The organism is Telluribacter sp. (genome assembly GCF_035998675.1).
In the GTDB taxonomy this organism is placed as follows: Bacteria; Bacteroidota; Bacteroidia; order Cytophagales; family Spirosomataceae; genus Telluribacter.
The window spans coordinates 185,739-204,604 of record NZ_DASYHI010000019.1 but is presented as its reverse complement, the minus strand read 5'-3'; the positions used below and the strand labels follow the sequence as shown (position 1 = coordinate 204,604).

The 18,866-nt window shown below is 50.3% G+C and carries 23 protein-coding genes; 8 read left to right on the top strand and 15 right to left on the bottom strand.

Features of this window, described 5'->3' with window-relative positions; genetic code table 11:
- Positions 1-204 precede the first annotated feature (204 nt).
- Positions 205-1,365, top strand: a complete 1,161-nt coding sequence (locus VGN67_RS13155; protein WP_327487304.1) for a PepSY-associated TM helix domain-containing protein — start codon at positions 205-207, stop codon at positions 1,363-1,365.
- Positions 1,366-1,476: 111 nt separating this feature from the next.
- Here the strand turns inward: VGN67_RS13155 and VGN67_RS13150 are convergent, their stop codons facing one another.
- Together VGN67_RS13150 and VGN67_RS13145 are read right to left on the bottom strand one after the other, a co-directional pair.
- Positions 1,477-2,703, bottom strand: coding sequence for an NADP-dependent isocitrate dehydrogenase (locus VGN67_RS13150; protein WP_327487303.1), 1,227 nt, complete (start codon positions 2,701-2,703; stop codon positions 1,477-1,479).
- Positions 2,704-2,826: 123 nt separating this feature from the next.
- Positions 2,827-3,306, bottom strand: a complete 480-nt coding sequence (locus VGN67_RS13145; RefSeq protein ID WP_327487302.1) for a hypothetical protein — start codon at positions 3,304-3,306, stop codon at positions 2,827-2,829.
- 78 nt (positions 3,307-3,384) lie between these two features.
- On the opposite strand from VGN67_RS13145, the gene VGN67_RS13140 reads away from it, so the two are divergent.
- A complete protein-coding gene (locus tag VGN67_RS13140; protein ID WP_327487301.1) occupies positions 3,385-3,741 on the top strand; it encodes a VOC family protein in 357 nt (118 codons plus the stop codon).
- 122 nt (positions 3,742-3,863) lie between these two features.
- On the opposite strand, the gene VGN67_RS13135 is transcribed toward VGN67_RS13140, so the two are convergent.
- Positions 3,864-4,628, bottom strand: a complete 765-nt coding sequence (locus tag VGN67_RS13135; protein WP_327487300.1) for a DUF6503 family protein — start codon at positions 4,626-4,628, stop codon at positions 3,864-3,866.
- A 261-nt stretch (positions 4,629-4,889) separates the two neighbouring features.
- On the opposite strand from VGN67_RS13135, the gene VGN67_RS13130 reads away from it, so the two are divergent.
- The 4 genes from VGN67_RS13130 (at position 4,890) to VGN67_RS13115 (ending at position 7,026) form a co-directional block, all read left to right on the top strand.
- Positions 4,890-5,123 carry a DUF433 domain-containing protein gene (locus VGN67_RS13130; protein ID WP_327487299.1) on the top strand — a complete coding sequence of 78 codons (234 nt, stop codon included), beginning with the start codon at positions 4,890-4,892 and terminating at the stop codon, positions 5,121-5,123.
- Positions 5,124-5,235: 112 nt separating this feature from the next.
- Positions 5,236-5,460 carry a hypothetical protein gene (locus tag VGN67_RS13125; RefSeq protein ID WP_327487298.1) on the top strand — a complete coding sequence of 75 codons (225 nt, stop codon included), beginning with the start codon at positions 5,236-5,238 and terminating at the stop codon, positions 5,458-5,460.
- Positions 5,460-6,197 (top strand): zeta toxin family protein, encoded by a 738-nt coding sequence (locus VGN67_RS13120; RefSeq protein WP_327487297.1) that lies wholly within the window; start codon positions 5,460-5,462, stop codon positions 6,195-6,197. The genes VGN67_RS13125 and VGN67_RS13120 overlap by 1 nt, the downstream gene beginning before the upstream one ends.
- A gap of 55 nt (positions 6,198-6,252) precedes the next feature.
- A complete protein-coding gene (locus VGN67_RS13115) occupies positions 6,253-7,026 on the top strand; it encodes an HpcH/HpaI aldolase family protein (protein ID WP_327487296.1) in 774 nt (257 codons plus the stop codon).
- Positions 7,027-7,037: 11 nt separating this feature from the next.
- Here the strand turns inward: VGN67_RS13115 and VGN67_RS24550 are convergent, their stop codons facing one another.
- The gene (locus VGN67_RS24550) at positions 7,038-7,178 is read right to left on the bottom strand and encodes a hypothetical protein (protein WP_414717314.1); all 141 of its coding nucleotides are present in this window, start codon (positions 7,176-7,178) and stop codon (positions 7,038-7,040) included.
- A 26-nt stretch (positions 7,179-7,204) separates the two neighbouring features.
- Positions 7,205-7,432, bottom strand: a complete 228-nt coding sequence (locus VGN67_RS13110; RefSeq protein ID WP_327487295.1) for a type II toxin-antitoxin system VapB family antitoxin — start codon at positions 7,430-7,432, stop codon at positions 7,205-7,207.
- A 134-nt stretch (positions 7,433-7,566) separates the two neighbouring features.
- Between VGN67_RS13110 and VGN67_RS13105 the strand changes: the two genes are divergently transcribed.
- Positions 7,567-8,886 carry a pitrilysin family protein gene (locus VGN67_RS13105; protein WP_327487294.1) on the top strand — a complete coding sequence of 440 codons (1,320 nt, stop codon included), beginning with the start codon at positions 7,567-7,569 and terminating at the stop codon, positions 8,884-8,886.
- A 107-nt stretch (positions 8,887-8,993) separates the two neighbouring features.
- The gene (locus VGN67_RS13100; RefSeq protein ID WP_327487293.1) at positions 8,994-10,370 is read left to right on the top strand and encodes a pitrilysin family protein; all 1,377 of its coding nucleotides are present in this window, start codon (positions 8,994-8,996) and stop codon (positions 10,368-10,370) included.
- 151 nt (positions 10,371-10,521) lie between these two features.
- Here the strand turns inward: VGN67_RS13100 and VGN67_RS13095 are convergent, their stop codons facing one another.
- The 10 genes from VGN67_RS13095 to VGN67_RS24540 all read right to left on the bottom strand — a co-directional run bounded on the left by VGN67_RS13095 (position 10,522) and on the right by VGN67_RS24540 (position 18,819).
- Positions 10,522-11,019: a hypothetical protein gene (locus tag VGN67_RS13095; protein WP_327487292.1), complete on the bottom strand. Its 498-nt coding sequence runs from the start codon at positions 11,017-11,019 to the stop codon at positions 10,522-10,524.
- Positions 11,020-11,178: 159 nt separating this feature from the next.
- Positions 11,179-12,333, bottom strand: a complete 1,155-nt coding sequence (locus VGN67_RS13090) for a 2-isopropylmalate synthase (protein WP_327487291.1) — start codon at positions 12,331-12,333, stop codon at positions 11,179-11,181.
- A gap of 276 nt (positions 12,334-12,609) precedes the next feature.
- A complete protein-coding gene (leuB, locus tag VGN67_RS13085) occupies positions 12,610-13,680 on the bottom strand; it encodes a 3-isopropylmalate dehydrogenase (protein ID WP_327487290.1) in 1,071 nt (356 codons plus the stop codon).
- A 50-nt stretch (positions 13,681-13,730) separates the two neighbouring features.
- On the bottom strand, positions 13,731-15,323 hold the full coding sequence (locus tag VGN67_RS13080; protein ID WP_327487289.1) for an alpha-isopropylmalate synthase regulatory domain-containing protein: 1,593 nt from the start codon (positions 15,321-15,323) through the stop codon (positions 13,731-13,733).
- 100 nt (positions 15,324-15,423) lie between these two features.
- Positions 15,424-16,020 carry a 3-isopropylmalate dehydratase small subunit gene (gene leuD / locus VGN67_RS13075; protein ID WP_327487288.1) on the bottom strand — a complete coding sequence of 199 codons (597 nt, stop codon included), beginning with the start codon at positions 16,018-16,020 and terminating at the stop codon, positions 15,424-15,426.
- A 149-nt stretch (positions 16,021-16,169) separates the two neighbouring features.
- Positions 16,170-17,585: a 3-isopropylmalate dehydratase large subunit gene (leuC, locus tag VGN67_RS13070; protein WP_327487287.1), complete on the bottom strand. Its 1,416-nt coding sequence runs from the start codon at positions 17,583-17,585 to the stop codon at positions 16,170-16,172.
- Between the two features lie 12 nt (positions 17,586-17,597).
- Positions 17,598-18,002 carry a type II toxin-antitoxin system VapC family toxin gene (locus tag VGN67_RS13065; RefSeq protein ID WP_327487286.1) on the bottom strand — a complete coding sequence of 135 codons (405 nt, stop codon included), beginning with the start codon at positions 18,000-18,002 and terminating at the stop codon, positions 17,598-17,600.
- Complete coding sequence (locus tag VGN67_RS13060) at positions 17,983-18,225, bottom strand: hypothetical protein (protein WP_327487285.1); 243 nt, start codon at positions 18,223-18,225, stop codon at positions 17,983-17,985. The genes VGN67_RS13065 and VGN67_RS13060 overlap by 20 nt, the downstream gene beginning before the upstream one ends.
- Positions 18,226-18,330: 105 nt before the next feature.
- Positions 18,331-18,585 carry a DUF2442 domain-containing protein gene (locus tag VGN67_RS24545; RefSeq protein ID WP_414717323.1) on the bottom strand — a complete coding sequence of 85 codons (255 nt, stop codon included), beginning with the start codon at positions 18,583-18,585 and terminating at the stop codon, positions 18,331-18,333.
- Positions 18,586-18,705: 120 nt separating this feature from the next.
- Positions 18,706-18,819 carry a DUF4160 domain-containing protein gene (locus VGN67_RS24540; RefSeq protein ID WP_414717312.1) on the bottom strand — a complete coding sequence of 38 codons (114 nt, stop codon included), beginning with the start codon at positions 18,817-18,819 and terminating at the stop codon, positions 18,706-18,708.
- Positions 18,820-18,866 lie beyond the last annotated feature (47 nt).

Genomic DNA, 18,866 nt, shown 5'->3' with positions numbered 1-18,866 from the left:
AATTTACCCTTACTACTATATATTGGGAAGATAAGGCCGACCGTTTCATCAGCCAGTTGAAAATTCAGAGGAAAATTTGCAGCGTATTCTATTTGTATTTATTCTAAATTAACTTTGCTTTGTGTAAATTTAACTGAAAGAAAAACGCTTCGGCTGTTTATTTACTTAACTCCAACCAGAAACCACTACCTGTTACTACCTACCATGAAAGTATTTTTTCGGAACATTCACCTGTACCTCAGTCTGGCCGCCGGGCTGGTTATTGCGCTGGTGTGTCTGACGGGCGCCCTGCTGGTATTTGAAAAAGAACTGCAGCAGACTATTTATCCCCATCGGTACCAGGTAGAGGCAGGAACGCAGCGGGTACCCATAGACCAACTGGTAAGTACAGTGGAGAAGCAGGTACCAGAGGCAAAAGTGACGGCTGTAAAACTATATGATAGTCCCGCCCGAAGCGTGGAGGTTACCTATAAAATAGAGGAAAAGGTGCCGGGACAGGAAGAGCCCAAGAGTGTGACGGAGCTGGCTTTCATGAATCCTTACACGGGGAAGCTGCTGGAGCAGTACAACCACCGCAACAGCTTTTTTTACACCGTATTCGCGCTGCACCGCTGGCTGCTGGCCGACGATCCCGGTAAACTGATCGTGGGTATCTCTACTTCTATGTTTCTGTTTATCCTGCTGACGGGGATTGTCCTGTGGTGGCCGCAGAACAAGAAAATTCTGAAACAGCGCCTGAAGCTCAAATGGGACGGCGGCTGGAAACGCCTCAACCACGACCTGCACATCGTTGTGGGTTTTTATACCGCTATCTTCCTCTTCGCCTTTGCCTTTACCGGCCTGGCGTGGTCGTTCAAGTGGTTCAACGACGGCATCTACTGGATTACCGGTACCGAGAATGTGAAATTTGAACCTCCGGTTTCCACCCCACAGCCCGATACCCAGGCTATTACGTTGGATCAGGCACTGGCTACTGCGGAACAGATGTACCCCGGCGCGAGCTACTATAACCTTAACAAACCTGAGGGACCGGAAGCGGCCGTAGCCTTTACCGTGATGCCCAGGGAAGCCATTCACGACCGGGCTTCTGATCAGATATTCCTGGACCAGTACTCCGGAGCCGTAATAGGTACTAATAAATTTGCGGAGAAGAATCTGGGACAGCGGATTCGGGGTACCTTCTATCCGGTACACGTAGGTTCTATTGGTGGTTTGCCTACCCGAATCATTGCGCTCATTGCCTGTATCGCCGGCTTTACGTTTCCTATCACGGGGGTTATACTCTGGATCAATCGTCTGAACAAGTCGCGCAAGAAAAAGGGCAAGAAGCGGAAAGATACCACTTTTGACGAAGTAGAGGCGTAGGTACCTCATCCCCCGGCCCCTTCTCCTGCTAGGAGAAGGGGTGAAAGTCTCCCTCTCCTCAAAGGAGAGGGGGTAGGGGCGGCCGCCGCTGCGGTGAGGTTATTTAGTACTTTAGGCCAGGGCCGACTGCAGGTTTTCGTTGATGGCTTCCAGGAACTCCTCGGTGTAAAGGAAGTGGTCGCCGTGCTTCACGTCGTTGCCGTGTACGATGATAGCCAGATCCTTCGTCATTTTACCACCTTCTACGGTCTCGATACATACGCGCTCGAGCGTCTCGGAGAAGTTGATCAGCTCCTGATTTTGGTCCAGTTTACCACGGAACGCCAGACCGCGGGTCCATGCGAAGATGGAAGCGATAGGGTTGGTAGACGTAGGACGACCTTTCTGGTGCTCGCGGTAGTGACGGGTAACGGTACCGTGGGCGGCTTCGGCCTCCATAGTACTTCCATCGGGAGTAACCAGTACCGAAGTCATCAGACCCAGTGAACCAAAGCCCTGCGCTACGGAGTCAGACTGTACGTCGCCGTCGTAGTTCTTACAAGCCCACACGAAGCTACCGCTCCATTTCAGCGCCGAAGCAACCATGTCATCGATGAGGCGGTGCTCGTACACGATACCGGCTTCTTCAAACTTAGCCTTGAATTCAGCGTCGAAAATTTCCTGGAAAATATCCTTGAAACGACCGTCGTATTTTTTCAGGATGGTATTTTTGGTTGATAGGTACACCGGCCAGCCCTTCTGCAGACCAATGTTCATACAAGAGCGAGCGAATCCACGGATAGACTCGTCGAGGTTGTACATACCCATAGCTACACCACCACCGGGGAAGTTAAATACGTCAAACTCCATCACCTGACCATCCTCACCTTCAAACTTCATTGTTAGTTTACCTTTGCCGGGTACTACAAAGTCAGTAGCGCGGTACTGGTCACCAAACGCGTGACGACCTACGATAATAGGCGAAGTCCAGGTAGTAACGAGGCGTGGTACGTTGCTCATCACGATAGGCTCACGAAATACAGTACCATCCAGGATGTTACGGATAGTACCGTTGGGCGACTTCCACATCTGCTTCAGGCCGAACTCTTTCACGCGGTCTTCGTCGGGTGTGATGGTAGCACACTTGATACCTACCCCGTACTCTCTGATAGCGTTGGCAGCATCAATGGTGACCTGGTCATTGGTTTCGTCGCGGTATTCGATGCCGAGGTCATAGTACTTAATATCGACATCCAGATACGGCAGAATGAGTTTTTCTTTGATGAATTTCCAGATGATGCGGGTCATCTCATCCCCGTCGAGCTCAACGACCGGATTAGCAACTTTAATTTTGTTCATGTAGTAATAAAATTAGTAGCCAAATATTATTTGTTTCAACATCGGCCCAAAAGTACAAAATCTAAGCTAAAAGCCGAAGGTTGAATCTAGATTGGTGTTTGTGGGGTACTTGATAGTACTGCATCAGGGTGTAAGTACCTTCACCAGCATATAGTCTATAGTTCTGTCAGGCCTGGTAAATACATTGATTTCCCGGAGGCCGTGTAGCCCCTTCCAGCGGCTCAGAGAGTCGCTTTTAGTATCAGGTGGCGTAGCGGGCAGGCCCAGCAGCGGCAGCGCGTGCTGAACGGGCGTCGAATCCGGGGGATTGACGGTGATCCAGTCGGCCATGTCGTTGATGTACACGATGCGCACCAGGCCATTTTTGTAGATGTACTTCTGGCAGTTCTTGCAAACGGCTAATTCTTCGCTATTCAGAGGTTGAAAGCTACTGGTCAGGCCGATGATGTGTTCCAGGTCTTCCTGCGTCTGGTTAGCTATTTCTTTAATATCAATAATAGGAGTAATAACAGGCGTTTGTCCCCGCTCTTCGGATGAGGCGGGTTGGGAGTGGCACGAGCTGGTAAGGATGCAAAGTGTCAGAGCAAGAAAGAAAGCTTTCATGGTAAAGGTGTACTCGCTATTTTTAGGTATAAAAGGTACCTGTTGCCTTTTTATACCAACTAAACCTGCATCTGCCTTATGTCAGCACTCATCTCCTGGTTCGAAATACCTACCTCCGACATTAACCGCGCCGCGCAGTTTTACGGTGCCTTGCTGGCTACCGACCTGTCCGTACTGGACCTGGGGGCGCTCAAGATGGTACTGCTGCCCGACGGCGGTGCACTGGTGCAGCACCCCACCGCCTACCACCCCTCGCACGAAGGTCCGCTGCTGTACCTCGATGGTGGCGAGGATATGACGGAGCTACTCAGCCGGGTGGAGATAGCCGGAGGCAGGATCATTCGCGAAAAGACACAGGTAAGTCCCAGCTTCGGCTACATGGCTCTTTTCGAAGACACCGAAGGCAACCGACTTGCGATACGGTCGCTGGGGTAGGGTTTTAGGAGTTTTGAGTTTATGAGTGCATGAGTATAAACTATAAACTCTGCGCTAACTACTTCTTTAACTCAACGTTCGAAAAATTCGAAAGATTAGCATTCGTCAATCGAAAATCCCACCTACATACTCACCGGGCTCTGAACCTTCACATTTTTGTTTTCAATCCGCGACAACTCTTTTAGTTTCCCGGCTTCAAAGTACTGGTCCAGCTTCACCAAATTCTCTGTCGTGACGGCCATCGTTGAGTCGACGGGGGCGTAGTTGATGTAGTCCTGCACCAGAATACCCCCCACCCGCTGCGGGTTGTAAGCTTCGCGGAAGCGCAGACCCGTTTCATCCGTGTAATACAGGTAAGCCAGGTAGTCGAGCGAGTGGTCGTCCTTGTCGAACCAGTACACAAACTCATCGCTGAAGTCCTTACCGCCGCCTTCCTGCGCAAAAGACACGTGTACTTTGTGGTAAGGCTTTCCCTTGATAGTCGCCTCGCCCAGGTACTTTTTCGTAACGGCCGGGTCATTGAGGGGTTGGGGGAGCAGAATGAAGTACGCAACCGAGTTAACGGAATTCTGGTACTTGCTCATGGTCGTGTCGGGTACGTTCTGGCGCTCACCGTTGATAGTGCGGTAGGCTCCGTCGTTGGTATATATATCCTGGATAGCGGCACCCGTGGAGTCCTGCTGATGGCGCTCGTACCGGAAGTGGTCTTTTTCCCGCACCACCACGTAGTGCTTATCCCGGAAATCAAACTCCATCCGGAATCCATTGTAGGCTTCGGCCCCGTGGTGGGCAATGGCCCTATCCACCACCGACTGGGCCGGGTCGGGCGACTGGCAGGATACCATACTGAGCAGGCACAGAAAAATCAGCGGGAAAGCGTGACGCATGGGAGGGGTGAGGTTAGTTTTGGTTGTTAATGACTTTTAGAAGAAGTACTTCAATAGATTTGTTCTGGTAAATATATAAAAATGAAAAAGACGGCCCTATCCCTGCTCCTTTTCTCCATGCATCGCTGGACCTGCTGGCGTATCGGCTAGTGCGGGAGTAGGCTTTTAGCCGGAGGCTAAAACCATTTTTGCTACCAACTGCTTTTTATATTGGATTCATTATAAATCAGGTACTTTAGTAGGAATCATATCTTTTGAACCATGGTAACTTATCACGAACGTATTGTAGCTGACCCGCAGGTGATGTTGGGAAAACCTGTCATAAAGGGTACCCGTATTACAGTTGAGCTGGTTTTGCGGAAACTATCCCAAGGAGCTACAACACAGGATATAACAAAGATGTACCCACATATTACGCAGGAAGACGTCATGGCGGTGCTGCTCTATGCCGCTGATTTACTCGCTAATGAGCAGATGATCGATACCGCAGCATGATTCTGGCGGATGAAAATATTGACCATTGTTTGACGTCTTTAATTGCAGAATCAAGGTAGTTGTAATTGACAGGTCAGAGAGCTATATTTGAATAAGGACGAAAGGAATAGACATGAAGCTGACAGAAAAAGAACTGAATTTCCTGGAAGAGCAAATTCCGGCGATGACCGAGCAGGCCACCCAAATAGCTTACTACACAACCCTGGCCAACGGGCACAGTGTAGTTATTGCCGAAGGCGGACATTTGGTGGAGGTGTTTCCTGATGGCACCAAAAAAATCAGAAAAAAACTACCGGCTAAACCTGTTCGTGCCACGCGAAAGAAATATATAATTTGATGAGTGGCATTCCCCGTCTGCGAATGTTTGCTGGTCCGAATGGCTCGGGAAAGAGTACCGTAAAAGAGTTGATTCCGGATAACCTCCTGGGCCTATATCTTAATCCGGATGAAATTGAGAAACAACTTCATAATACCCGGATTTTTGATTTTAGTCCTTCCGGTATAGGTACTACTACAAAAGAAGTTACAGAATTTTTTAAAGAGGCTGGCCTCATTCAAAAACTTGGACGGCAGCGGGAGATGGAGCAGCTCTCTGTTTCGGATGGAAAATTGTACTTTTCCACTGTTACCATTGACTCCTATGTTAGCTCGGTGCTAACAGATTTTCTTCGGCGAAAGCTACTGGAAGTCCATCAATCATTCACTTTTGAGACAGTCATGTCTTCACCTGATAAGGTACGTCTGCTGGAAAAAGCAAGGAATACATATAGCTATCGTGCCTACCTTTATTATGTAGCTACTGAAGATCCTGCCATTAATATAGCTCGTGTCCAGAACCGTGTAAGGATGGGAGGGCATGATGTTCCCGAAGATAAAATTATAGGTCGCTACTACCGCTCGCTAGATATGCTGCTTGATGCAATCAGGCATACCGACCGAGCTTATGTATTTGATAACTCTGGCAAAAGCCGTATTTGGGTAGCTGAAATTACCAACGGCATAGAACTGGAGATAAAGTCGGATGAGATACCTGTTTGGTTTCAAAAGTATGTTCTGGATAAATTAACGGTTTAGTTAGGAGTCTGTGTGGCTGATGAATGCTTTTTATTCTTACTAAATTAAATACACCATGCGCACCAACCGACTGAAAGAACTCTGGCGTCAGAACCAAACCGCCACCAACGCCTGGCTTACCATCCCTTCTTCCTGGACCGCCGAGGTACTGGCTCATGCCGGTTTTGATGCCCTGACCATTGATGCTCAGCACGGTTTGGCCAGCGACCTGTCGGCTATTTTACCGATGCTACAGGCCATTGGTACTACGGATACGGTGCCGCTGGTGCGGGTACCCTGGAACGACCCCGCAACGCATATGCGCATGATTGACGGCGGGGCGCAGGGGATTATTTGTCCCATGATCAACTCGCGCGAGGAAGCGGAGCAGTTTGTGGGGGCGTGTAGGTACCCGCCGGTTGGGTACCGGAGCTACGGGCCCCTGCGGGCGGAGCTTCACCTGGGCAGCGATTACTTTCAGCACGCCAACGAAGAGGTACTTACCCTGGCTATGATTGAATCGGCTGATGGGTATAAAAATATAGAGGACATTGCCCAAACCCCCAGCCTCGACGGATTTTACGTAGGCCCGTGGGACCTGAGTCTGGCGCTGGGTATCAAAAAAATGGGTGACTTCGAAGATCCTCAACTCCTGAACGCCCTGGACAAGGTACTTAATGTGGCCGCCAGGCGTAGCCTGATGGCGGGCGTTCACTGCGGTAGTCCGGAGATAGCGGCTGCCATGAAGGAGAAAGGTTTTCATTTTGTTACCTCAGCCATTGATACCAACCTGCTCAAAAAAGCCGCCGCCGATGTGGTGCAGCGGTATCAGGATTTGGTAAAAAAATAGCCGGTATATAGCTACCACAGGATTCGGACTTTGTAGTCTTCGAAGTAGCGGTCTTTAGTGGCTACTGTGAAATCTTCGGTAAGAGCTTGCGAGATAATAAGCCTGTCAAAAGGATCTTTGTGAAAATCGGGTAGCTGGCTGAGACGGACCAAATGCTGAAATTCAATGGGGAGTACTTCTATTTGATTGCGGACAATGAAGTTGAATACTCCTCAAACCCATCCACAGAAGCATCAAAGTCCTCCTTAATGTGTACTTTCCCTTTGGCATAGCCAAACTCACGTTGTGTGACAGTGGCTTTTGCACTCTGATTTTTCTGCTTCAGAAAGGCCACAAAATCAGACACTTGTTTCCGGAGGTCGGGTGGGAGTGTCTTTATTTCCCTGAGTATGGCTGAATGATTCATAATGAAAACAGTTTTAGTAAATATACTATTATTTTAAAACAATGTTCTGTTCCTGGCTCCACTCATCCCTTTGGAATATCAACTTCTCCCGTTTTTCGTTACTATTGCAGATCGAGAATCTTTAACCCTACACAATGTTACAAAAATTAGTACTGGCTGCGCTGTTGGTGGCAGGTATACAAAGTACCTACGCCCAGAGCAGTCCCGACGACGTTAAAACCTTTACGCTGCCCAACGGCATGAAGTTCCTGGTGCTGGAAGACCACTCCATCCCGACCGCCAACATGTACCTGTTCTGGAAAGTAGGCGCGCGCAATGAGGTACACGGCATTACGGGTCTGTCGCACTTTTTTGAGCACATGATGTTCAACGGCTCCAAAAACTACGGCCCCAAGCAGTTCGATAGGGTGATGGAAGCCAATGGCGGCTCCAACAACGCTTACACGACCGAAAACGTCACCGTGTATACCGACTGGTTTCAGAAAGACGCGCTCGAAACCATTTTCAAGCTCGAATCCGACCGGATCGCCAATCTGTCTATTGATTCGGCCATGGTGGAGAGTGAGCGCGGAGTAGTACTATCGGAGCGGAGTACCGGCCTCGAGAACAGCAACTACCGCGTTATTAGCGAGCTGGTAAAGTCAGTAGCTTTTCAGGAACACCCGTATATGCTGCCGGTCATTGGCTTTGAGTCGGATATAAAAAGCTGGACGCAGCAGGATTTGGAAAATTACTTCAAGACTTACTACGCGCCCAACAACGCTACGGTGGTAGTGGTGGGCGACGTTACCCTGGAGCAGGTACGCCGACTGGCCAACCAGTACATGGCACCCATTCCGGCGCGCGGTCTGCCGCCCAAAGTACGCACTGTAGAACCCGAGCAAAACGGCGAGCGCCGGGCCACTACCTACAAGGATATTTCGACGCCCAACCTGCTGCTGGCCTACCATACGCCCGAAACCGGCCACGCCGACTACTATGCGCTGGACCTGCTGAGCAGCCTCCTGACCTCGGGCAATTCGTCCCGCCTGGTAAAGTCGCTGGTGATGGATACTACGCTGGCGTCGCGGGTATTTACTAATTTTGGCGAAGGCTTTGACCCCAACCTGTTCTACATCTACGCCATAGCTGGTAACGGCGTATCGGCACCCGAACTGGAAAAAGCAATTCTGGCGCAACTGGATAAGGTCATCAAGGAAGGCGTTACTGATAATGAGCTGCAGAAGGTAAAGAACCAGAAGCTGATGGAGTTTTACCGCACCATGGAAACCATCAACGGCAAGGCCAACAGCTTGGGTACCTATGAGGTGTTCTTCGGCGACTACCGCAAGCTGTACGAAGCGCCCAAACTCTACGAAAAGGTAACGCCCGCCGATGTACAGCGCGTAGCGGGCAAGTACTTCACCGAACGCAACCGTACCGTCGGGTACCTGTTGCCGGAGAAGGGGGAGTAGGAGAAGGAGGAAAGGATGAAGGGAGAAAAGCAGGAAGGAAAGTAAATTAAAATCAAATTGCCTCCGGCTTACCGCCTAAGGCATTTAGCTTAAAGCCACTATAAACTATGAAACATATATTTTTAGCATTCCTGGCTTTGCTCACGTTGTCGGCCCAGGCGCAAAATAACTTTAAAGTACCTAAGTACGAGAAATTCAAGCTTAAAAATGGCCTGACCGTGTACCTGATGGAGCAGCACGAGGTACCTCTGATCAACGTATCGGTGGTGTTTGACGCTGGGTCTATCCATGACGGAGAAAAATACGGATTGGCGAGCCTGACGGCCGATGCGCTGACCTTCGGTACGCAGAAGTACACCAAAGAGCAGATCGAGGAAATGACGGACTACGTCGGGGCCAACCTGTACAGCAGCGCCGGTAAGGAAAGCGCCAACGTAGGAATGTCCTTCGCCGTGAAAGACCAGGAAAAGATGCTGGACGTACTACAGCAGGTACTGATGTACCCCGTATTTAACGAAACCGAATTTGCCAAACACAAGCAGCGTACGCTGCTGGAACTGACCCAGCAGAAAGAAAGCCCGCGGGCGGTGATTGGTAACTACTTCAACCAGATGGTCTTTGATAAGCATCCCTACGCCACCCCCAGCGGAGGTACCCGCACCACGGTAGAGAAAATAGGCGTAGCCGAGGTAAAAGATTTTTACCGCAGCAACTACACCACCGATCGCGCGGCCATTGCGGTAGTGGGCGACTTCAACACCGCCGACATGAAGAAGAAGATTACAGCGCTGTTGGGCGGGTGGAAAACGGCCGAGGGAAAAATGATTAAACGCTCCGCGCCCGAATTGTCATTTGATAAGAGCCAGGTACTACTGGTCAACAAAGCCGACGCCCGCGAAACTACCTTCCTGATTGGCGGGAAAGGCGTAGACTACAATAATCCTGACTACGTACCACTGCTGGTCGTGAATACCGTACTGGGCGGTAGGTTTACCTCCTGGCTCAACGATGCCCTGCGCGTCAACTCCGGCCTGACCTACGGGGCTGGTAGCCGGTTCAACCGCCTGAAGCACGGAGGTACCTTCTACATCAGTACCTTTACCAAGAATTCCACCACCGTACCCGCCATTGATATGGCGCTGGGGGTACTTGACAGTCTGCACCGCACGGGGCTGAACGAAGAGATACTGGCGTCGGCGAAGGCCTACGTCAAGGGCGACTTTCCGCCCGAGTACGAGTCGGCGGGGGCGCTGGCCCGTTTACTTACGGATATGTTTATCTACGGCTTTGATGAAAATTACATTAATACCTTCCAGACCAAAGTCGACGGCCTCTCCGTAGCCCAGGCCAATGAGATAATCAGGAAATACTTTCCGAAAGAAAATCTTCAATTCGTTCTAGTAGGCAAAGCCGATGAAATCCGGGACCAGGTAAAGAAATACGGTACCCTGACGGAGAAAGAAATAAAAAATGAAGGATTTTAGCCGGGCCTGACCCCAGGTACGCACCGGTAGTTACCCCGAATAGTACAAGAAAAAAGCCCTCGTCCACACTGGCCGGGGGCTTTCCGTATTCTGATGGAAATTAAATTCTTGGTAAGTATAGTACTTTTTGGTAAAAATATCAAATTCAGCCTCAGGCTATTACCTCCACCTTCTGATGGACAGGTACCTCCTCGGGTAGCTGGTCCCAGCGTGGTAGTTCGATTTTCGCCAGCAGTTGTTCTTCCAGCAGGTCGGCCCAGGTCATCAGGTACAGCACCACGTCGTCCCTTAGGTTGTGGCGCAGCGCGCGCTCGTCCCGGGGCAGCCTTTCCAGCACCCGCCGGTCCGATAGGCGTTCGAGGTGCTTGAGGTCATCGGTAGCTAGTCCGGCGGTGAGCATGTCGGCTATCAGGGTATCTATGGGCAGGCCACTCGTGGGGCAGTAGTCGTTCAATTGTTCATTCCAGTCGCCGCGGCCTACGGCCAGGGCGTGGGCGTGAATCTCCGCTTTGCTGAGCTTGGTTAGTTCCTGGGCCAGATTACCGCAGTTGCAGCTTCCCATGTGTCCCCACTGGTAGGGAGCACCGTCGGCCAGCTTCCGGGCGGTACGCCTCAGGGCGGCTATGAGTTCAGGGCTTGGTCGTGCCATAGCTTTTCTCTGTTTAAAGGCCCTGGTAGGGGCTTGCTTTTTTGTACTCAACCCTTCATTCAGTCATAATGTTTGAAAGAAAGGGGTACTTCCGGTACATAAAAAAGCAGCCCCGCCGGGGAGGCAGAGCTGCTTTTTTTAAGGCCAAAGTGGAGGTAGTTAAGCGGCTATAGTGGTACGGGCCAGCTCCACCAGGTCTTTGTCGTTTACTTCTTTTTTAACGTCAGCTATATCCAGGAAGCGCTTGTACAAGTCATCAAGGACGGGCTTGTCAAACGTAAAGCCCAGGAGCTCGAGGCGGTGCTTCAGGGCGTGGCGGCCGCTGCGTGCTGTTAGTAATATGTCCGATTTATCCACGCCCACATCATTGGGGTTCATGATTTCGTAGTTAATCGTGTTCTTCAGAAAGCCGTCCTGGTGTATACCCGACGAGTGCGCAAAAGCATTGCGGCCTACAATAGCCTTATTGGCCTGAATGGGCATCCGCATCATTTTGGACACCATCTGGCTGGTAGGGTAAATGAGGGGCGTCTGAATACCGGTTTCAAAGCCTAATTCTTTATGTACTTTCAGCGCCATCACTACTTCTTCCAGCGAGGTATTTCCGGCGCGTTCACCGATCCCATTCATGGTTACCTCTACCTGACGGGCTCCTTCCCGAATACCGGCCAGCGAGTTGGCGGTAGCCAGACCCAGGTCGTTGTGGCAGTGAATCGAGATGGTAGCTTTATGGACGTTTTTGACGTTTTCAAAGATGAAGCGGATCTTCTCGCCGTATTCTTCGGGCAGGCAGTAGCCGGTAGTATCCGGAATATTCACCACCGTGGCCCCGGCCCCGATGACGGCCTCTACCAGCTGCGCCAGAAACACGAGGTCAGCCCGGCCGGCATCTTCGCAGTAAAACTCTACGTCTTCGACCTTGGTCCGGGCGTATTTGGTTGCATCTATGGCCCGCTCAATTATCTTTTCGCGGGTCGTATTGAATTTATGCTGAATATGGATGTCCGACGAGCCTATACCGGTATGAATACGGCCGCGCTTAGCGTACCGGAGGGCATCGGCAGCCGCGTCAATATCGGCCTGTACGGCGCGTGAAAGGGCACATACGGTGGGTTCCTGTACGGCTTTGGAAATCTCAACAACGGAGCGGAAGTCACCCGGGCTTGATACGGGGAATCCAGCTTCGATTACGTCCACACCTAGTTTTTCGAGGTGTTGAGCTACCACAATCTTTTCCTCAGTGGTCAGTTGGCAGCCGGGTACTTGCTCACCGTCGCGCAGGGTGGTATCGAAGATGTAAACTCGCTGGCTCATTCGTGGGTATTGATTTATGGTTAAACTTCAAATTTGTATTTAAAAAGGCAATAAAAAACCCCTTCCCGGTGTGAGAAGGGGTTGTAATGTATACAAAACCAGACCTGTCTCACACCCTTAAGAGGTGATTAGAAGGAGAAGGAATAGGTTTTTTGACGTGTTCATCTTTATAAAGTCTGGCGAAATTTCGCCTTTTGGTAGTTTCTACTGCAAAGGTAGAAGAACTTCTGAATTCACAAAATAGATTTGGCACGAATTACAGCAGGGCTTTAAAAATCAGATCAATTCAATGATTTTCTGTCCAATAGCCTCTGTATTAAGTACCATTTCGGCGGCGGTAGAGGAGTCGGCGATGTCACGGGTACGGTAGCCGGCCTTCAGTACCTGGTCAACGGCACTGATAATAGCGTCAGATTCTTCCTTCAGACCAAACGAAATATCCAGCAGCAGGGCCGCCGAAAGTACCGAGGCCATGGGATTAGCTACCCCTTTTCCCGTAATATCGTGGGCTGAACCGTGGATAGGCTCATACACACCGGTACTTTCGCCCACGGAGGCGGAAGCCAGCATCCCCATAGAACCCGCAATCTGACTGGCTTCATCCGTCAGGATATCGCCGAAGAGGTTGGCCGTCACCACTACGTCAAAGCGGCGCGGGTCTTTGATCAGCATCATAGCGGCCGAATCCACGAACTGGTGTTCTACTTCTACGTCAGGGTACTCGGGTTCAATGGACTGAACTACCTCGCGCCACAGGCGGCTGGTCTCCAATACATTGGCTTTATCGACCGAACACAGTTTTTTACGGCGGGTACGGGCGGCTTCAAAGGCTTTGCGGGCAATGCGCTCTACTTCAAACTTGCTGTAGGCAGCTATATCATAGGCCGTATCGCCGTCGTCTTTCCGGCCTTTTTCGCCAAAATAAATATCGCCCGTCAGCTCGCGGAAGAAAAGTATATCGGCGCCTTTCAAGATCTCGGGTTTAATAGAAGAAGCCTCGAGTAGTTCGTCGAATAACTTGATGGGGCGCAGGTTGGCAAAAAGGCCCAACTCCTTACGCATGCGGAGTAGCCCCTGCTCGGGACGTACCTTAGCGGTAGGGTCGTTGTCGTACTTGGGGTGGCCCACCGCACCGAACAGTACCGCATCGGAGGCCCGCATTTTGGTCAGGGTTTCTTCGGGGAGCGGATTACCCGTTGCTTCAATAGCTACGTGGCCAATCAGGGCTTCGTCGTAGGTAAATTCGTGCCCGTATTTCTCCGCGATTTTTTCCAATACTTTCTTACCAACGGCAGTTACTTCCTGCCCGATCCCGTCACCGGGTACTACTAAAATATGTTTCTTCATTGGTTAATAAAAAGAGGTATTTATAGGATAGGAGTGATTTCTGGTGGTGATTAATTTTTAACAGCTACTTCGTAGAGTGATTCCGGAATGGACAATTGCGGACTTAGTACCGTCTCGTTCGATGAGCTTATCAGGTTCAGCATTTTCTGCGTCGCCTGAATGGCCGACACCGTCTGGTCCGAGTCCAGTCCGCGGGTTTTGACTTCCTTGTTATTGATGTTCCACGTAATGATGGTTTCACAAAGCGCATCGGTTTTTCCGCCCGGCGGAATACGGACCGTGTAATCCGTCAGCATGGGCAGGCAAATCTGCATTTTGGCGTAAATCTTTTTGAGGGCGTTCATAAAGGCATCGTACTGGCCGTCGCCCTGCGCATTTTCCTCAAAAACCCGCTCCCCAATCTTTACCTGCAGGGTAGCCGACGGGTTCAGGTTTTTGGAGTGGGTCAGTACATAGTTCAGTATAACTACCTTTTCCTCAATGGCGTTGCTGTCCAGTACATCCGAAATAATGTAAGGAAGATCGTCGCGGGTAACCATTTCTTTGCGGTCGCCCAGCTCAATGATGCGCTGCGTTACCTTTTTCAGGTCTTCATCGGTTAGTTTAAGCCCCAGTTCCTGCAGGTTCTTTTCAATGTTGGCTTTGCCGGAGGTTTTACCCAGGGCGTACAAACGCTTGCGGCCGAATCGCTCCGGCATCAGATTGCTGAAGTACAGGTTGTTCTTTTTGTCGCCGTCGGCGTGGATACCAGCGGTCTGGGTAAAGACGTTTTCGCCCACAATTGGCTTATTGGCCGGAATCCGGACCCCCGAAAAAGTCTCAACCAGCCGACTGACGGAGAACAGCGACTTTTCAACGACTGAGGTTTCTACTTCGGGCACAAAGTCGTTCAGTACCGCGATAGCGCTCGCCAGGGGCGTATTGCCGGCGCGCTCGCCCATGCCGTTCACGGTCACGTGCAGGCCCTGTACGCCCGCCCGAACGGCTTCCAGTACGTTGGCGGTACTGAGGTCGTAGTCGTTATGGGCGTGAAATTCAAAGTGCTGACCGGGGTACCGGTCTACAATAGACTTTACAAATTCGTAGGATTCGGCCGGGGTAAGTACCCCCAGTGTATCGGGCAGAAGTACCCGCTTAACCGGCTGGGTAACCAGAAAATCCAGAAACTCAAACACGTACTCGCGGGAGTTGCGCATGCCGTTGCTCCAGTCTTCGAGGTAGATGTTACTCTCAATACCATTGGACCGCGCCAGTTCAATCACCTGGGCTATATCCTCAAAATGCTCCGCGGGCGTCTTCTTCAGCTGGTACTTCAGGTGGTTCAGGGAGCCCTTGGCGAGCAGGTTCATGACCCTGGCCCCTGCTTTAAGCATCCAGTTGACAGATACCTCCCCATCAATAAAGGTAAGTACCTCAATCCGGTCAATGAAACCATTTTCGTTAGCCCATTCGGTAATTTTCTTCACCGCCTGAAACTCGCCCTCCGAAACCCGCGCCGAAGCGATTTCGATGCGGTCTACCTTTACTTCCTGCAGTAAGAGCTGCGCAATGGTCAGCTTCTCGGAGGCCGAAAACGATACACCGCTGGTTTGTTCACCGTCGCGGAGGGTCGTATCCATTATTTCTATGTAACGCTTGGGCATGATTGAGGGGGCTTTAAGCTTAAGGTACTACGCGGTAGTAAGCATTAGTTAGTTGACTTCTACTACTAAATTAAAGCATAGGGCCTTTACTTAAAGCATTTTAGAATGGTCGGGCTGCCTGAAAATCCTGTATTTCTTCCTTCATGGCCTGCAGGTAGTCAATATCATCAAAGCCATTGATCATATTATGCTTTTTGTAGCCATTAATATCAAAAGTCTCCTGCTCGCCGGTAGCCAGAATGGTGATGGTTTGCTCCGGCAGATTTACCTCCAGCTCGGCTTTTGGGTCGGCCTCAATGGCCCGGAAAATCTTATCCAGAAAATCCGGACTTACCTGTACCGGCAGTATACCAATGTTCAGGGAGTTATTCTTGAAAATATCGGCGAAGAAGCTCGACACTACACACCGAAATCCGTAATCATAAATGGCCCAGGCGGCGTGTTCGCGGCTGGAGCCGCTGCCGAAGTTTTTGCCGCCTACCAGGATTTTACCGGAGTAGATGGGGTTGTTGAGTACGAAATCCTGCTTGGGAGTACCGTCGGCATTGTAACGCCAGTCACGGAACAGGTTGTCGCCAAAGCCTTTGCGCTCGGTTGCTTTCAGGAAGCGGGCAGGGATAATCTGGTCGGTATCGACGTTCTCGATGGGCATCGGAACGGCGGAGCTTGTCAGTACAGTAAATTTATCGTAGGCCATTTTTGTAGGGCTTTAAGCTGTAGGCTGTATGCCTTAGCTTTTGCTGTTTATTTTCTTTTCTAAATGATAGAGTTTAAGTGTAGACAACATGAAGGGGGGATGCAGTAGGCCTGCATTACTACAAGCCTACAGCATGTGCCTAAAGCAGCTTACAGCAGTTCCCTCGGGTCAGTTACTCGTCCGGTTACGGCGGCGGCGGCGGCTACCAGCGGACTGGCGAGCAGCGTGCGGGCACCCGGTCCCTGACGTCCTTCGAAGTTACGGTTGGAGGTACTTACCGCGTACTTACCAGCCGGAATCTTGTCGTCGTTCATGGCCAGACAAGCCGAGCAACCCGGCTGACGCAGCTGGAAGCCAGCATCGGTCAGAATATCCAGAATGCCTTCTTCCTTAATCTGCCGCTCTACCACGTGAGAACCGGGAACAATCCAGGCGGTGATGTTATCGGCCTTTTTACGTCCTTTTACGATAGAAGCAAACGCGCGGAAGTCTTCGATGCGGCCATTGGTACAGCTACCGATAAACACATAGTCGACGGGTTTGCCCAGCATGGAGTCACTTTCGTCAAAGCCCATGTAGTTAAGCGCTTTTTCGTAGGTAGCTTTGCCGCCTTCCACCTGGTCAGCAGTAGGGATATTTTTAGAGATACCCATACCCATACCCGGATTAGTACCGTAGGTAATCATAGGCTCAATATCGGTAGCCTCAAATACATATTCCTTATCAAATGTGGCACCTTCCTCGGTTTTCAGCGTTTGCCAGTAGGCCATGGCCTTGTCCCAGGCTTCGCCTTTGGGAGTTTGCTCGCGACCTTTCAGGTAGGCAAAGGTTGTTTCGTCGGGTGCAATCATGCCCCCGCGGGCACCCATTTCGATACTCATGTTACAGACCGTCATGCGGCCTTCCATGCTCATATTTTCAAATACCTCACCGGCGTATTCAACGAAGTAACCCGTGGCACCGGCCGAAGTCAGCTGGGCAATAATGTACAGCGTTACGTCTTTGGGGGTCACGCCTTTGCCCAGGGTACCATTCACCGTTACCCGCATTTTCTTAGGCTTGGGCTGCATGATACACTGCGATGAAAGTACCATCTCTACCTCCGAGGTACCAATACCAAAGGCGATAGCTCCGAAGGCACCGTGGGTAGAGGTATGGGAATCACCACATACAATGGTCATACCGGGAAGTGTAATGCCGTTTTCGGGTCCGATTACGTGCACAATACCGTTTTTGGCGTGGCCCAGTCCCCAGTGCGAAATACCGTGTTTGGCGGTGTTGGTTTCAAGGGCTTTGAGCTGATTGGCCGACAAGGGGTCGGCCACCGGCAGGTGCTGGTTAATGGTAGGCGTGTTGTGGTCGGCGGTAGCGAAGGTACGCTCCGGGTACATGACACCAATCCCCCGGGTCTCAAGGCTCAGGAAGGCAACCGGGCTGGTTACTTCGTGGATAAAGTGGCGGTCAATGAAAAGTATATCCGGACCGTCTTCAATTTGTCGGACTACGTGGGCATCCCACACTTTGTCAAATAGGGTACTTGCAGTTAAATTTTGTTGGGTAGGCATATTAGTATTTGGCTAAAAGGTCCAGTTGTCAATTGTCAGATTTTCAATTCGGGAAAAATGGCCTGTATTATTAGTGACCAGCACAAAATCGTTTTGTATGGCGATACCAGCTATAAGGGTATCCAGATACCCTATCGGTTGGCCTGCCTGATGAAGTTTCGATATAATTTCAGCAGATAGCTCAACCGACTGCTTATCCAGATTAACAATTACATTCTCTTCGGCAAAAAGCCGATACCTATCCAGTTGCTTCCTGGCATCTTTTCGGAACAGGCCATTCAAAATTTCAAAGTGCGTGATGATGGATACATTTAAGTACCCGGATGTTTCACGGTATTTTTCAAGCTTCTCCACCACCGGCGGCACATTCCTGAGGTAATAAGACAAAGTGTCGGTATCAACCAAGGCTTCTCTCATCAAACTCTTTGTTTAGGGCCTCCCGGTTTTTTCTCATGTCATCAAGCAAATCCTGAAAATCTTCTTCGGGCATGTCGCTCCATATCCCCGCGAAGCTCCTGACTGGCTTTTCCTTCTTCTGCAGCAGCATCTTATCCAGAAACTCACGTACCTCGTCCATACGCGAAGCGGGTAGCTGACTCAACTGCTGCAAAACTCGTTGGTATGTTTGCGCCTGGCTCATAGTAGTTCTTTAATTTACTAAATGAAGGAGTCTCATCCTGTTATACCTGTACTTTATGCTGGAACCAATCCTTCTATGTACAGGTCCAGTACCTCTTTCTTATTTTCAAGGATTTGATGATACGCCATGTGCTTCTACTTTACTTTGCTCCAGCCGCCTTAAATAGTCGGGGCAGAAATCATAGCCATTTTCCCAGTAGATGCCCCGGCCCCGTTCATATATTTTTACTTCTTTGAAGTAGTCAATATTTGCTAACGGACTTGTTAGTGCGTCCTTCCTAATATATGGCTTAAAGTCAATCAGCTTGGTAGTATCATCATCAAAAGTGAATTGAATGTTATGGTTGCTGGATACTTTGATGGCTCAAATACGGGTTAACATAGCTGAATTACCTTAGTGGTTCTATAGGGTTCAACTCCTCCGGCTTCCTTGCTTTGTACCAGTTTTCCATTAATTCTTCCCGGTGTTCGAGCGCCCACTCTACAACCAGCATGGTGGCACGTTTTGATAATCAAGATTAATTATATCGAAAAGGGCTTCCTCATCCCCATATTCAGCGTGAAAGTGAGGAGGCGCATGGTCATTATAGAACATTCTGATAATAATGCCATAAAAGCGGCTTATCTCGAGGATAAACACCT

Bases quoted from the DNA above. Each gene is read 5' to 3' on its own strand.
- VGN67_RS13155 (WP_327487304.1), top strand. From the start codon at position 205: ATGAAAGTATTTTTTCGGAACATTCACCTGTACCTCAGTCTGGCCGCC.
- VGN67_RS13150 (WP_327487303.1), bottom strand. From the start codon at position 2,703: ATGAACAAAATTAAAGTTGCTAATCCGGTCGTTGAGCTCGACGGGGAT.
- VGN67_RS13145 (WP_327487302.1), bottom strand. From the start codon at position 3,306: ATGAAAGCTTTCTTTCTTGCTCTGACACTTTGCATCCTTACCAGCTCG.
- VGN67_RS13140 (WP_327487301.1), top strand. From the start codon at position 3,385: ATGTCAGCACTCATCTCCTGGTTCGAAATACCTACCTCCGACATTAAC.
- VGN67_RS13135 (WP_327487300.1), bottom strand. From the start codon at position 4,628: ATGCGTCACGCTTTCCCGCTGATTTTTCTGTGCCTGCTCAGTATGGTA.
- VGN67_RS13130 (WP_327487299.1), top strand. From the start codon at position 4,890: ATGGTAACTTATCACGAACGTATTGTAGCTGACCCGCAGGTGATGTTG.
- VGN67_RS13125 (WP_327487298.1), top strand. From the start codon at position 5,236: ATGAAGCTGACAGAAAAAGAACTGAATTTCCTGGAAGAGCAAATTCCG.
- VGN67_RS13120 (WP_327487297.1), top strand. From the start codon at position 5,460: ATGAGTGGCATTCCCCGTCTGCGAATGTTTGCTGGTCCGAATGGCTCG.
- VGN67_RS13115 (WP_327487296.1), top strand. From the start codon at position 6,253: ATGCGCACCAACCGACTGAAAGAACTCTGGCGTCAGAACCAAACCGCC.
- VGN67_RS13110 (WP_327487295.1), bottom strand. From the start codon at position 7,432: ATGAATCATTCAGCCATACTCAGGGAAATAAAGACACTCCCACCCGAC.
- VGN67_RS13105 (WP_327487294.1), top strand. From the start codon at position 7,567: ATGTTACAAAAATTAGTACTGGCTGCGCTGTTGGTGGCAGGTATACAA.
- VGN67_RS13100 (WP_327487293.1), top strand. From the start codon at position 8,994: ATGAAACATATATTTTTAGCATTCCTGGCTTTGCTCACGTTGTCGGCC.
- VGN67_RS13095 (WP_327487292.1), bottom strand. From the start codon at position 11,019: ATGGCACGACCAAGCCCTGAACTCATAGCCGCCCTGAGGCGTACCGCC.
- VGN67_RS13090 (WP_327487291.1), bottom strand. From the start codon at position 12,333: ATGAGCCAGCGAGTTTACATCTTCGATACCACCCTGCGCGACGGTGAG.
- leuB (WP_327487290.1), bottom strand. From the start codon at position 13,680: ATGAAGAAACATATTTTAGTAGTACCCGGTGACGGGATCGGGCAGGAA.
- VGN67_RS13080 (WP_327487289.1), bottom strand. From the start codon at position 15,323: ATGCCCAAGCGTTACATAGAAATAATGGATACGACCCTCCGCGACGGT.
- leuD (WP_327487288.1), bottom strand. From the start codon at position 16,020: ATGGCCTACGATAAATTTACTGTACTGACAAGCTCCGCCGTTCCGATG.
- leuC (WP_327487287.1), bottom strand. From the start codon at position 17,585: ATGCCTACCCAACAAAATTTAACTGCAAGTACCCTATTTGACAAAGTG.
- VGN67_RS13065 (WP_327487286.1), bottom strand. From the start codon at position 18,002: ATGAGAGAAGCCTTGGTTGATACCGACACTTTGTCTTATTACCTCAGG.
- VGN67_RS13060 (WP_327487285.1), bottom strand. From the start codon at position 18,225: ATGAGCCAGGCGCAAACATACCAACGAGTTTTGCAGCAGTTGAGTCAG.
- VGN67_RS24540 (WP_414717312.1), bottom strand. From the start codon at position 18,819: ATGTTCTATAATGACCATGCGCCTCCTCACTTTCACGCTGAATATGGG.